A 13,805-nucleotide genomic window follows, 5' to 3' on the forward strand; every position below is an offset into this window, starting at 1 on the left:
GGCTGCCAAGACCTTCGGCGTCGAAAGGTCCCTGCCCCGCAATTCATTCCCATGCAGCGACACTCCACGGAATGCGCTGCCATGCCGGATCGTCACGAAAGCTCTACTATTCAAGTCTCTCTACGAGGAGTCGATCATGTCTGTAAGAATGGAACGCGATACTTTCGGCGAAATTGCGGTGCCCGCCGATCGTCTGTGGGGCGCTCAAACGCAGCGCTCGCTGCAAAATTTCAAGATTTCCACCGAGAAGATGCCGCGTGAGCTCGTGCAAGCGCTCGCGCGTGTGAAACGCGCCGCCGCCCTGGTCAACAAGGACCTGCGCGTGCTCGATGCGAAGAAGGCCGACGCCATCATCCAGGCCGCCGGCGAGGTCGTCGACGGCAAGCACGACGACGAATTCCCGCTGGCCGTGTGGCAGACCGGCTCGGGCACGCAGTCGAACATGAACATGAACGAAGTGCTCGCCAATCGTGCCAGCGAACTGCTCGGCGGCGTGCGCGGCGAAGCGCGTGTCGTGCACCCGAACGACGACGTGAACAAAGGCCAGTCGTCGAACGACGTATTCCCGACGGCCATGAGCGTGGCCGCCCTCGAAGCCCTCGTCAAACACCTCAAGCCGAGCATCGGCCAACTGCGCGACACACTCGCCGCGAAGGCGAATGCGTACGACAACATCGTCAAGATCGGCCGCACACACCTACAGGACGCCACGCCGCTCACGCTCGGCCAGGAAATTTCCGGCTGGGTCGCGCAGCTCGATCACGGTCTGAAGCACGTCGACAGCGCCCTGCCCCATCTGGCCGAACTCGCCCTCGGCGGCACCGCCGTCGGCACCGGCCTGAACGCTCACCCCGAATTCGCCAAGAAGGTCGCCGACGCGCTCGCGAAAGACACCGAGCTGCCTTTCGTGACCGCACCGAACAAGTTCGAGGCGCTGGCCGCCAACGACGCCATCGTCAACGCGCACGGCGCGCTCAAGACCCTCGCAGCAAGCCTGATGAAGATCGCCAACGACGTGCGATGGCTCGCCAGCGGGCCGCGCTGCGGCATCGGCGAGCTGACGATTCCCGAGAACGAACCGGGCAGCTCGATCATGCCGGGCAAGGTCAATCCTACGCAGTGCGAAGCCATGACGATGCTGTGCTGCCAGGTGCTGGGCAACGACGTGGCGATCAACGTCGGCGGCTCGATGGGCAACTTCGAGCTGAACGTGTTCAAGCCGATGCTCATCCACAACTTCCTGCAAAGCGTTCGCATGCTCGCCGACGGCGCCGTGAGCTTCAACGACAATTGCGCCATCGGTATCGAGCCCAATCGCGCCCGCATCGGCACGCTGCTCGAAGAGTCGCTCATGCTGGTGACCGCGCTCAACCCGCACATCGGCTACGACAAGGCCGCGCAGATCGCGAAGAAGGCGCACAAGGAAGGCACCACGCTCAAGGCCGCCGCGCTCGCGCTCGGTCACGTGACATCCGAACAGTTCGACGTCTGGGTGCGCCCGGAGCAGATGGTCGGCAAGCGCTGATCGCGCGCCGACCGCCAACGTCCGATCGTCGTCGCGCATGCCCATCTCGCCGCTACCGCCGCTGCATTGCCTGATCGCGTTCGATGCCGCCGTGCGGCATGCGAGCTTCACCCGGGCGGCCGCCGAGCTCAATCTCACGCAAAGCGCCGTGAGCCGTCAGATCGCGCAGCTCGAGGAGTTTCTCGGGCGCGCGCTCTTTACGCGTGAGCATCGCACGCTGCGACTGACGGTGGCGGGTCAGCGCTACGCCGAGCAGATTCAACGCCTGCTCGGCGAATGCGCCGAAGCGACCGCCGACCTGATGAAGCGCCGCGGCGATCTCGAGCTCACGGTGGCGTGCTCGTCCGGCGTGGCCGTGCTGTGGATGACGCCGCAACTCATGCGCTTTCGCGCCGCGCACCCCGACATCAAGATCCGCGTGATCGTGAAGGACGGCATCACGTCGCTCTCCGCTTCCGAATTCGACCTCGGCGTGTACTACGTGCGCAACGATCTGCCGTCCGACTTCGCGGGGCGACGCCTGTTCGACGAGGAAGTCTTTCCCGTGTGCTCGCCCGCCTATCTCGACGGCCGCAAGCTCAGTGCCGCCGATCTCGTCGACGAAACGCTTCTCTTCATCGAAGACGGCCAGCGCAAATGGATGTCGTGGCCCGACTGGTTCGAGCTGCAAGGCGTGAGCGTGCGCAAATTCCCTCGCATGGTCAGCGCCAACTACTACCCGTTGCTCGTGCAGATGGCCATCGAAGGCGGCGGCCTGGTGATGGGCTGGCGTCACATGATCGATCCTTGCCTCGACGCCGGGCTGCTCGTGCGCGCCTGCGAAGCGAGCGCCAGCCTGGGCGGCGGCTACTATCTCGTGTGGCCTGCCGAGCGCCACGAGCATGCCGCGGCGCGAATTTTCCGCAACTGGATTTACTCGCAAACTCGTTTCCCATCATAGGGATTACGTGCATCTTGCAAAGTTGCCATGCGTTGCACGCATGACAACATGACGAATTATCGTTTTGCCTGTCATTTTGTCTGACCTATTTTGTGATGCATCCGCGCACGTCCGACGATCCTCTCGGCGGACGTGATTCGACAAAAGCAGGCGTATTCGGCATGACGTGAATTCCAGGCACGCAACGGACGCCATCATCCTCCGGGAGACCCAGATGCAGGCGACCTACGCTGTGCCTCAAGACAATATGGCCCGCCAGCGCCGTCAAGCCATCGTGGCGACGGTGATCGGCAATGGTCTGGAGTGGTTCGACTTCACCGTGTACAGCTTCTTCGCGGCCATCATCGCGAAGCAGTTCTTCCCCACGGGCGACGAGCTGTCCTCGTTCCTGCTCGCCGTGGCGACCTTCGGCGTGGGCTTCTTCATGCGCCCGGTCGGTGGCATCGTGCTCGGCATCTATTCCGATCGCGTCGGCCGCAAGGCAGCGCTCTCGCTGACCATTCTGCTCATGGCCGCCGGCACCGCCATGATCGGCCTCGCGCCGACCTACGATCAGATCGGCCTCGCCGCTCCGCTCATCATCGTGCTCGCGCGCTTGCTGCAAGGCTTCTCGGCCGGCGGCGAAATGGGCGGCGCCACCGCGTTCCTGACCGAATACGCGCCGGCGAACCAGCGCGCGTATTACTCGGCATGGATTCAATCGAGCATCGGCTTCGCCGTGCTGCTCGGCGCTGCCGTGGGCACGTTCGTGACGACGGAGCTCGACCGCGCCGCGCTCGAATCGTGGGGCTGGCGCGTGCCGTTCATCGTCGGCATGCTGATCGGCCCGGTCGGCTTCTACATCCGCAACAAGATCGACGAGACGCCGACGTTCCAGCACGCCGAGAAGTCGGACACGCCGCTGCGCGACGTCTTCTCGCAGTACCCGCGCGAGACGCTCGCGAGCTTTTCCATGGTCGTGCTGTGGACCATCTGCACCTACGTGCTGCTGTTCTACATGCCGACGTACGCCCAGCGCGTGCTCCATCTGCCCGCCTCGAACGGCTTCACCGCCGGCATGGTCGGCGGCGCGATGATCCTGGTGTTCGCGCCGGTCGTGGGACGTCTGGCGGATCGCTACGGCCGCCGCCCGTTCCTGTCGGGCTCGGCACTGCTGATCCTGCTGCTTGCCTGGCCGATGTTCACGTATCTGAACGTGGCGCCCGGTCTGCCGTCGCTGCTCGCGTTCCAGATCGTGTTCGGCGCGCTCATCGCCTGCTACACCGGCCCGATCCTCGCCGCCTTCTCGGAGCTGTTCCCGGCGAAGGTGCTCTCGACGGGGCTGTCGGTCGCGTACAACTTCGCGGTCACGATCTTCGGCGGATTCGCCGCGCTCATCATCACGTGGCTGATCGCCCGCACCGGCAGCAACATGGCGCCGGCGATCTACGTGATCATCGCCGCCGCCATCAGCCTCGTCGGCACACGTTTCGTGAAGCCGCTGCCCAAGGCCTGAGTCCCCCCAAGGACAAGGCGCGCCCGGTCCGGCGCGCCTTGTGCATTTTTTCAAGGAAATCCCCCATGTCCGTTACTCTGCTTCGCGGCGGCAACGTGCTCGATGCCGCCGCCGGCCGCTTGCTCGAGCGTCACGATGTCGCCATCGACGGCAACCGCATCTCGGCCGTGAGCGCCACGCCGCTCGACATCGACGGCGCCACGGTGATCGACGTCACCGGCAAGACCGTCATGCCCGGCATGATCGACTGCCACGTGCACGTGCTCGCCTCGCATCCGAACCTCGGCACCAACGCCAGCCAGCCCAACGTGCTCACGGTGCTCAAGTCGCTGCCGATCATGCAGGGCATGCTCAATCGCGGCTTCACCACGGTGCGCGACGCGGGCGGCGCCGACTGGGCGCTGCAACAGGCGATCGAACAAGGCGTGATCCCGGGCCCGCGCATCTTCCCCTCGGGCAAGGCGCTCTCGCAGACCGGCGGCCACGGCGACTTCCGTCCGCGCGGCGACACGCTGGAGCCGTGCTCGTGCGCGTTTCGTGCCGGCGCCATCGGCCGCGTGGTCGACGGCGTCGACCCGATCCGCCTTGCCGTACGCGAGGAAATTCAGAAGGGCGCAACGCAGATCAAGCTGATGGCGTCGGGCGGTGTCGCCTCGCCCGTCGACCCGATCGCCAACACGCAGTATTCGGAAGACGAGATCCGCGCGGCGGTCGCCGAAGCGCAAGCGGCACAGACTTATGTGATGGCCCACGCCTATACGCCGAAGGCGATCGCACGCGCCGTGCGCTGCGGTGTGCGCACCATCGAACACGGCAATCTGTGCGACGCCGAAACGGCCCGGCTGATGGCCGAGAAAGGTGCGTATGTCGTGCCGACGCTCGTCACCTACGACGCGCTGGCGAAGGACGGCGCATCGCTGGGCCTGCCGCCAGAGTCGGTGGCGAAGGTCGAAAGCGTGCAGCGCGCCGGGCGCGAGTCGCTCGCCATCTATCGCGACGCCGGCGTGAAGATGGGCTTCGGCTCGGATCTGCTCGGCGACATGCACAAGTACCAGTCCGACGAACTCACCATTCGCGCCGATGTGCTTGGCGCCGCCGACACGCTGCGCTCGGCCACCGTGATCGGTGCGGAGATCCTCAACCGCGTGGGCGAACTGGGCGTGATCGCGCCGGGCGCGATCGCCGACGTGCTGGTTGTCGACGGCAACCCACTCGAATCGATCGACGTGCTGACGGGCCAGGGCGAAGGCATCCGCTGGGTCTTCAAGGACGGCAGGATCGCCAAGCAGCCGCAATAATCGCAGCTGTCGCAGCCATCGCCGATCAACGAAAAAGGCAGTCCGCCGATGTCGTGCGGACTGCCTTTTTGCCGTCTGACGTTCTGCCCGGCGCGTGACACGCCGGGCGACTGCCTCACTTCTTCCAGCCGGGCGTGACGAACACCGAGCGCACGTCGTCGAGCGTCTGCGAGACCGTTTCGCGAGCGCGCTCCGTGCCGGCGCGCAGCATGTTCCACACGTACTCGGGATCCTTCGCGTACTGCTCGCGACGCTCGCGCATCGGACGCAGCATCTCCTGCAGGCGTTCTTCCAGGCGCGCCTTCACCTTGGAATCCGCCAGCCCGCCGCGCACGTAGTGATCCTTGAGCGCCTGCAAGCCTTCCTTGTCCTCGTCGAACGCATCGAGATAGGCAAACGCCACGTTGCCTTCCAGATGTCCGGGATCTTCCACCTTCAGATGCAGCGGATCGGTGTAGCACTTCTTCACGGCGGCGCGGATCTCGTCCGGCGTGGAGGAGATGTTGATCACATTGCCCAGCGACTTGCTCATCTTGGCCTTGCCGTCGATGCCCGGCAGACGGCCGATCGGCGGCACGAGCGCCTTCGTCTCGACGAGGATCTCGCGATCGGCGAGACGGTTCAGACGACGCACGATCTCGTTCGTCTGCTCGATCATCGGCAACTGGTCTTCGCCGACCGGCACCAGCGTGGCGCGAAACGCCGTGATGTCCGCGGCCTGGCTGACCGGATACGTGAGAAAGCCCGCCGGAATGTCGCGCTCGAAATTGCGCAGACCGATTTCCTGCTTGACGGTCGGGTTGCGCTCCAGGCGCGCCACCGTCACGAGGTTCAGGTAGTAGAACGTGAGTTCGGTCAGCTCGGGCAGCCACGTCTGCACGCAGATCGTCGTGACGTCCGGGTCGATGCCGACCGCCAGATAGTCCAGCGCCACTTCGGAAACGTTGCGGTGCACCTTGCCGCGATCATCCGTGTTGTCGGTCAGTGCCTGCGCGTCGGCGACCAGAACGAACTGCTTGTACTCGTGCTGATACGCCACGCGGTTCTTCAGACTGCCGACATAGTGGCCCAGATGCAGCGGGCCCGTCGGGCGATCGCCCGTGAGGATCACCTTGCGATCCCCAGGTGCCTTCGAAACACTCATTTTCCTCTCCCTAATCAAGCATTTAGGGGCGTCCCGCGGCTGCACGCGCGGCCATCGCCACACCGCTGTCAGCCCTAAGTCCGCCCCAACGCGTCTACCGCAACCTACGAATGGTAGCGCGTCGGCCCGATGCCGGTACAGAAACGCGCTCGCGTTCCTGGCAGCACATGCGCGTTGGCGCGGTGACGGTGCATGAAAAAACGGGAGCCGAAGCTCCCGTTCTCACTGACATCACGCGTTGGCGCGAGTCGTCTGTCGCGCAGGGTCCTGCGACGCTCAGCGTGCCGTCACCACCGGAATGCCCTTGAGCGACTTGCCGCCCGCGCGTGCATGCGCCAGAGCCTGCTCGACGGCTTCGCCCGTGGCGGGCGTCACCCCCAGGCGGCCCGCGATCGTCGCTTCGACGCGCTTGGCCATCGCCAGGTTCGCCAGCTTCACGTGACCGTAGCCGCGGATCTTCGCCGGCGTCTGCGCGAGTGCGATGACGTCCTCGAGCGTTTGCTCGTTGAGCACCGCCAGTGCGCGCTCGAGCGTCGCGCGGTAGTCGGCGATCAACTGGCGCTCCATGCGACGCTCCAGCGTGTAGCCGAAGACGTCGAGCGCGCCGCCACGCAGACCGCGCAGCTTCGCCATGCCGCGCAGCACCGGCCACAGCCACGGGCCGATGGTGACCTTCTTCGGCGGCGCACCGTCCTTGCCGCGCGCGATGAGCGGCGGCGCCATGTGGAATTCGAGACGGAAGTCACGGCCCGGCTTGCCTTCGAAGGTCTCGCCCAGCGCGTCGGCGAAGGCCGTTTGCGCATACAGCCGCGCGACTTCGTACTCGTCCTTGTAGGCCATCAGGCGCGAGAGCTGCTGCGCAACGACGCGCGTGAGGCGCCCCGGCGCACCGGCCACGCGGGCCTCGGCATCCGAGACCTGCTTGACGAACGCGGTGAACTGCGCGGCATACGCCGCGTTCTGGTACTGCGCGAGCAGATCCACGCGATGCGCGACGAGTGCGTCGAGCGTCATTTCGTCGGCCACCGGCGCATGCGCGGGGGCGTGCACGGCCTTGGCGGTCGTCTCCGTCAGGGCGGCCGGATCGCCGGCGGCCAGTCGTCCGATCGCCAGCGCGAGCTGGTTCATCGGCACGGCCACGTTGTTCAGCTCGATGGCGCGTTGCAGCGCCTGCAGCGAGACCGGCACCAGCCCCAGTTGCCATGCGAAGCCGAGCATGATGATGTTCGCGCCCATCGTGTCGCCGAGGAAGCGCTGCGCGAGCGCCTGCGCGTCGCACGTATCGAGTTTGTCGCTGCCGGCGGCGTGACGCATCTTCGCGAGCAGCGCATCGCCATGCAGGCTGGCATCCGGATTCTGGACGAACGAGGCGTTCGGAATCGCATGCGTGTTGACGATCACGCGCGTGCGATCGCGCCGCACAGTCTGCAGCGCATCGGCGCTCGCGCCCACGACCATGTCGCAGGCAAGCAGCACGTCGGCCTGCTGCGTGTCGATGCGCACCTGATTGAGCGCCTGCGGCGTGTTGGCGAAGCGCACGAACGAAAGCACGGCGCCGCCCTTCTGCGCGAAGCCCATGAAGTCGAGCACCGAGGCGCTCTTGCCTTCGAGGTGCGCCGCCATCGTGATCAGGGCGCCGATCGTCACCACGCCCGTGCCGCCCACGCCGGTGACCATGATGTCGAACGGTGCGTTGCCGGCGAGCGCCGTTGGTTGCGGCAGTGCGTTCAGCCGCGCTTCGAAAGCCGCTTGATCGAACGCCGCGGCCAGTGCCCTCTTCAACTGTGCGCCCTTGACCGAGACGAAGCTCGGGCAGAAACCGTTCACGCAGGAGAAGTCCTTGTTGCACGACGATTGATCGATGCGACGCTTGCGTCCCAGCGCGGTTTCCACCGGCTCGACCGACAGGCAGTTCGACGCCACGCCGCAATCGCCGCAGCCTTCGCAGACGGCTTCGTTGATGAACAGACGGCGATCCGGGTTCGGGAATTCGTTTTTCTTGCGACGGCGACGCTTCTCGGCCGCGCACGTCTGGTCGTAGATCAGCACGGTCGCGCCGGGGATCTCGCGCAATTCGCGCTGCACGGCGTCGAGCTCGCTGCGGTGGTGGAACGTAGTGCCCTTCGGGAACTGGCCTTCATGGCCGATGTACTTCTCCGGCTCGTCGCTCACCACGACGAGTTTGGCGATGCCTTCGGCTTCGACCTGGCGCGCGATCTGCGGCACCGAGATCGAGCCGTCCACGGGCTGGCCGCCGGTCATCGCGACCGCGTCGTTGTACAGGATCTTGTAGGTGATGTTCGCCCTGGACGCCACCGCCTGACGAATCGCAAGCAGGCCCGAGTGGAAGTACGTGCCGTCGCCCAGGTTCTGGAAGACGTGCGGGCGCTTGGTGAAGTGCGAATGCGCCGCCCAGTCCACGCCCTCTCCGCCCATCTGGATCAGGCCGGTGGTGTCGCGGTCCATCCACGACGCCATGAAGTGGCAGCCGATACCGGCTTGCGCGATGGAGCCCTCGGGCACCTTCGTCGACGTGTTGTGCGGGCAGCCCGAGCAGAAGTACGGCACGCGACGCACGCCATCGGCTTCGTTCGACAGGATCTCGTGTGCCACCAAATCGACCACGCGCTCGCGACGATCAAGCGCCGGGCGATGCTTCGCGAGCCACTCGGCGAAGACGGGCAGCACGCGCGAGGGACGCAGTTCGCCCAGCGCCGAGAGCAGCGCACGGCCATCGGCGTCGGTCTTGCCGAGCACGATCGGGCGCGTGCCCGTCGTGCGGTTGTAGAGGGACTGCTTGATCTGTTGCTCGACGACCGGGCCCTTCTCCTCGATGACGAGGATTTCCTTGAGGCCGCTCACAAAGGCGTCCAGACGCGTCATGTCCAGCGGGAACGACAGACCGACCTTGTAGATGCGCACGCCGGCGGCGGCGAGATCGTCGACGGTGATGTCCAGGCGACGCAGCGTCTCCATCAGATCCAGATGGGCCTTGCCGCAGGTCACGATGCCGATGTCCGCCTCGGGGGCCGGCGCGATCCACTTGTCGATGCTGTTCACGCGCGAGAAGGCGCGCACGGCGTCGAGCTTGGCCGTCAGGCGGGCTTCCAGCGCGAGGCTCGGCAGGTCGGGCCAGCGGTTGTGCAGACCGCCTTCCGGTGCGACGTAGTCGAGCGGCTCGGCCCAGTCGGTGCGGATCTTGTCGAGGTCGACGGTGCCGCGCGACTCGACCGTCTCCGAAATCGCCTTGAGACCGGCCCAGGCGCCCGAGAAACGCGAGAGCGCGTAGCCGTACAGGCCGAATTCGACGAGTTCGCCGATATCCGCCGGGTTAAGCACCGGCATGCTCCACGACATCATCGTGAAGTCGCTCTGGTGCGGCATCGACGACGACACGCAACCGTGGTCGTCACCGGCCACCACGAGCACGCCGCCGTGGCGCGACGCACCGTAGGCGTTGCCATGCTTGAGCGCGTCGCCCGCGCGGTCCACCCCCGGGCCCTTGCCGTACCACATGCCGAACACGCCTTCGACGGTGCGCTCGGGATCGGCCTCCACGCGCTGCGTGCCCATGACGGCCGTGCCGCCCAGTTCCTCGTTGATCGCGGGCAGGAACTTGACGTTCGCCGCATCGAGCAGCTTCTTCGCCTTCCACAACTGCTGGTCCACGCCGCCCAGCGGCGAGCCGCGGTAGCCGCTGATGAAGCCAGCCGTGTTCAGGCCGCGCGCGGCGTCTAGCTGGTGCTGCATCAGGAGGATGCGCACGAGCGCCTGCGTGCCGGTCAGAAAGATCTGGCCATGGCGCGCGGTAAGTGCGTCGGAGAGCTGGTAGTCGGGATGGGCCAGGGGGTTGGCCGTCGGCGTCGCGAGCGCGGCGCGCATGGGGGCATTCATCGTGTATCTCCTGATCCCCACCACCGCCGCGGTCCGCCATCTCGGGAGAGCGGCGCACCAGCCAGGCTTCGGGGACACCTGTTCTGTTCGTCTGGACGCCGTGTCCCATAGCGCGGGCACGCGTCTGCATGGAAGCAGTGTAGGGGGAGGTACGAGAAAGATTTTTACTATTTCACTCCGTTTGGCGCACAATAAGAAACGTTCATTTCGAAAAATGCGATTTTGAAAAATGGAATTACTCGATAACTTTGCGCGCCAGATCCTGCGTCTTTTGCAGATCGACTCGCGGCGTTCGGCGCAGGAGCTATCCGATAACGTGGGCCTGTCGGCCACGCCCTGCTGGCGCCGGATCAAGGGCATGGAGCAAAGCGGCGTAATCCAGCGCTACACGGTGCTGCTCGACCGCGAAAAGCTCGGCCTGCACGTATGCGCGCTGGCGCATGTGCAGCTCACCCGCCACACGGAAGGCGGCACGGAACAGTTCGAGCGCGAAATCCGCAGTTGCCCGGAAGTCACCGAGTGCTACAGCACGACGGGCGAGGCCGACTACATCCTCAAGATCGTGGCGCCCGACATCAAGGCGTACGACGCCTTTCTCCACGAACACATCTTCCGCCTGCCCGCCGTGTCCAACGTGAAGACCAGCGTGGTGCTGCGCGAAATCAAGTTCGATACGAGTCTGCCGATCTGAGCGGCCTCCTTTCATCCGCGCTTCCCCCACCCTCCAACCTCCCCCGCGCGCATTCCCAGACGTTGACGACATACCGAATTGCCGCTTGACGTCCGTTTCTTTTTCGCTTAAAAATGCAAATGATTCTCATTTAATATCAATTCGAGTTCGTCGTCCCAAGGCCGATTTCCGGAGTCCGGTAAGGCCGCGTGGCACGAGATATTTCGCCAGCCGCGCCTGCCCGCGTGCGCATCCGTCTCTTCCCCGACGGATGCACACCGCGATTGCCACGAGCGCTTGCCAGCCAGCAACGGGGTTTTTTGCACTGGGAGCCAGCAGTGAAGCAGTCGTCGAGCGGCGGGGGCCGCGCTTTTGTCATGACCACGCGCCAGGAACATGGCGCAAACGGTTCGCACCGTGCCGTTCGCGACCAAGCGGCGCGAACGCACGCATCGCCGCGTTGGCGCCTGCATCCGCTCGCCGGCGCGGTGCTCGCCGCCGTCTGGCTGCCGGCCGCCTTCGCGCAGCAGACCGACGCCGAAACGGCAGCGGCCCCGGCCGCCAGCGTGCAACTCGCGCAGGCGCCGCGCCAGACATCTCACCAGGCGCCGCTGCAGATCGCCGAAGCGAACCTGCGCGAGGTTAACGTGACGGCGACACGCACCCCGACCGAAGCGGAGCGCACACCGGCATCCATCTCCGTCATCACCGATCAGGATCTCGAAGAGCAGCAGGCGCAGGACATCAAGGAGGCGCTGCGCTACGAGCCGGGCGTCACCGTGCGCCGCGCCCCCTATCGTCCCGCCTCGGCCGCGGCCGGGGGCGGGCGCGACGGCAATTCGAGCATCAACGTGCGCGGCCTCGAAGGCAACCGTGTCGCGATCTTCGAAGATGGCATCCGCATGCCCTCCTCCTATTCGTTCGGCCCGCTCGAAGCCGGCCGCGGCGACTACATGAGCATGGATCTGCTGCGCCGCATCGAGATCCTGCGGGGCCCGGCGTCGTCGCTGTACGGCAGCGACGGCCTGACCGGCGTCGTGAACTTCCTCACCAAGGATCCGCAAGACCTGCTCGACGTGTTCGGCAAGTCGACCTATTTCTCGCTGCGTCCGTACTACAACTCGATGGACCGCAGCTTTGGCACGACCGCGCAGGCGGCATGGGGCGGCGAGCAATTCCAGGGCATGGTGATCGTCGACGGCAACAAGGGCCACGAGCTCGATGGCAAAGGCACGAACAACTCGGCCGGCACCACTCGCACGACCGCCAACCCGCAGGACACCAACGGCAATTCGATCCTGGGCAAGCTGGTCTTCAAGGCCACGCCGAGCTCGCAGTTCAAGCTCACGGCGGAGAACGTGCGACGCCGCACGGACACGAACGTGCTCTCGGCCATTGCGCCGCCCACGACGCTGGGGCTGACCACGAGCGACCGTCTCGAGCGCAATCGCGTGAGTCTCGACTACGACTTCAACGACAACGCGCAGGCCTACGTCCAGCACGCCCACGCGCTGCTGTACTTCCAGGACGCGAAGAACAGCCAGTACTCGTACGAGAAGCGCACTGCGGGCGATCGCACGCGCGACAACACCTACAAGGAACGCACCGTCGGCGGCTCGCTGCAGGCCGAGAGCCACTTCTCGACCGGCCCGCTTGCCCACAAACTCGTGTACGGCACCGACGCGAGCCTCGCGTACATCACCAGCTACCGCAACGGCACGGTGCCGGGCGTGGGCGAATCGTTCCCGAACAAGGCGTTCCCCGACACGAACTACACGCTCTTCGGCGCCTTCCTGCAGGACGAGATCCGCTACGGCGCGCTCACCGTCACGCCAGGTATCCGCTACGACGCATACTGGCTCTCGCCCAAACAGAACGATCCGCTGTACGTGTCGCAGACGAGAACCGGCACCCGCCTGCAGCCAACGTCCTCGAACGATTCGGCCTTCTCGCCGCGCCTGGCGATCATGTACGAGATCGCCCCGTCGCTCGTTCCGTACGTGCAATATGCGCGCGGCTTCCGCACGCCGACGCCCGATCAGGTCAACAACGGCTTCTCGAACCCGATCTTCGGCTACATGTCGATCGCCAACCCGAACCTGAAGCCGGAAACGAGCGACACCTTCGAGCTAGGTCTGCGCGGCCGGCTCGCGACCACGCTCGGGCCGGTCACGTACAGCACGGCGGTGTTCGCGGGCAACTACCGCAACTTCATCTCGCAGCAGAACATCAGCGGTTCCGGACGTCCGAACGACCCGCTCATCTACCAGTACGTGAACTACAGCCGCGCCCGCATTCAGGGCTGGGAAGGTCGCGCGACGTGGTCGCTCAAGGGCGGTATCACGCTGCGCACGGCAATGGCCTACACACACGGCACGACCGAGAACAACGGCGAAGCGAGCCAACCGCTCAATACCGTCAATCCGTTCTCGATGGTATTCGGCGTGCGCTATGAACCGAACAGCACATGGTTCGCGCAAGCCGATCTGCTCTTCCAGGCGGCCAAGTCGCAAAGCCGAATCGCGAATACCTGCACGTCCGGCATGCAGCAGAACCAGAACTGCTGGGCGCCACCGTCGTCGATCGTGCTCGACCTGTCGGGCGGCTACCGCATCAACAAGTACGCCACGGTTTATGCGGGCGTCTACAACGTGTTCGACCGCAAGTACTGGAACTGGTCGGACGTCCGCAACATCGCCGACAACTCGACCATCAAGGACGCGTACTCCGCGCCGGGCCGCAGCGTGGCGGTCAGCCTGAAGCTTCAGTACTGATCCGGCGCATCGCGATCGCCCGATCTCCGGATCGATTGTCGGAACTCGCATCGGCGCGCACCGCT

Annotated in this window: 8 protein-coding genes; 6 read left to right on the forward strand and 2 right to left on the reverse strand. The window is 65.4% G+C overall.

The annotated features are described in order from the left end of the window. Nucleotides 1-148: 148 nt before the first annotated feature. The 4 genes from fumC to RO07_RS25210 all read left to right on the forward strand — a co-directional run bounded on the left by fumC (nucleotide 149) and on the right by RO07_RS25210 (nucleotide 5,258). A complete protein-coding gene (fumC, locus tag RO07_RS25195; protein WP_039406845.1) occupies nucleotides 149-1,525 on the forward strand; it encodes a class II fumarate hydratase in 1,377 nt (458 codons plus the stop codon). Nucleotides 1,526-1,562: 37 nt separating this feature from the next. After that, nucleotides 1,563-2,465, forward strand: coding sequence for a LysR substrate-binding domain-containing protein (locus tag RO07_RS25200; protein ID WP_039406847.1), 903 nt, complete (start codon nucleotides 1,563-1,565; stop codon nucleotides 2,463-2,465). Between the two features lie 214 nt (nucleotides 2,466-2,679). After that, nucleotides 2,680-3,960 carry an MFS transporter gene (locus tag RO07_RS25205; protein ID WP_039406849.1) on the forward strand — a complete coding sequence of 427 codons (1,281 nt, stop codon included), beginning with the start codon at nucleotides 2,680-2,682 and terminating at the stop codon, nucleotides 3,958-3,960. A gap of 65 nt (nucleotides 3,961-4,025) precedes the next feature. Next, on the forward strand, nucleotides 4,026-5,258 hold the full coding sequence (locus RO07_RS25210; protein WP_039406852.1) for a metal-dependent hydrolase family protein: 1,233 nt from the start codon (nucleotides 4,026-4,028) through the stop codon (nucleotides 5,256-5,258). Between the two features lie 115 nt (nucleotides 5,259-5,373). On the opposite strand, the gene trpS is transcribed toward RO07_RS25210, so the two are convergent. Further along, nucleotides 5,374-6,402, reverse strand: coding sequence for a tryptophan--tRNA ligase (gene trpS, locus RO07_RS25215; protein ID WP_039406855.1), 1,029 nt, complete (start codon nucleotides 6,400-6,402; stop codon nucleotides 5,374-5,376). 276 nt (nucleotides 6,403-6,678) lie between these two features. After that, nucleotides 6,679-10,296, reverse strand: a complete 3,618-nt coding sequence (locus RO07_RS25220) for an indolepyruvate ferredoxin oxidoreductase family protein (RefSeq protein ID WP_115089009.1) — start codon at nucleotides 10,294-10,296, stop codon at nucleotides 6,679-6,681. 229 nt (nucleotides 10,297-10,525) lie between these two features. On the opposite strand from RO07_RS25220, the gene RO07_RS25225 reads away from it, so the two are divergent. Together RO07_RS25225 and RO07_RS25230 are read left to right on the forward strand one after the other, a co-directional pair. After that, nucleotides 10,526-10,987 (forward strand): Lrp/AsnC family transcriptional regulator, encoded by a 462-nt coding sequence (locus RO07_RS25225; protein ID WP_039406858.1) that lies wholly within the window; start codon nucleotides 10,526-10,528, stop codon nucleotides 10,985-10,987. 356 nt (nucleotides 10,988-11,343) lie between these two features. After that, nucleotides 11,344-13,740 carry a TonB-dependent hemoglobin/transferrin/lactoferrin family receptor gene (locus RO07_RS25230; RefSeq protein ID WP_084072894.1) on the forward strand — a complete coding sequence of 799 codons (2,397 nt, stop codon included), beginning with the start codon at nucleotides 11,344-11,346 and terminating at the stop codon, nucleotides 13,738-13,740. Nucleotides 13,741-13,805: the final 65 nt, after the last annotated feature.

Origin of the sequence: Pandoraea pulmonicola (assembly GCF_000815105.2) — a bacterium.
Classification (GTDB): domain Bacteria; phylum Pseudomonadota; class Gammaproteobacteria; order Burkholderiales; family Burkholderiaceae; genus Pandoraea; species Pandoraea pulmonicola.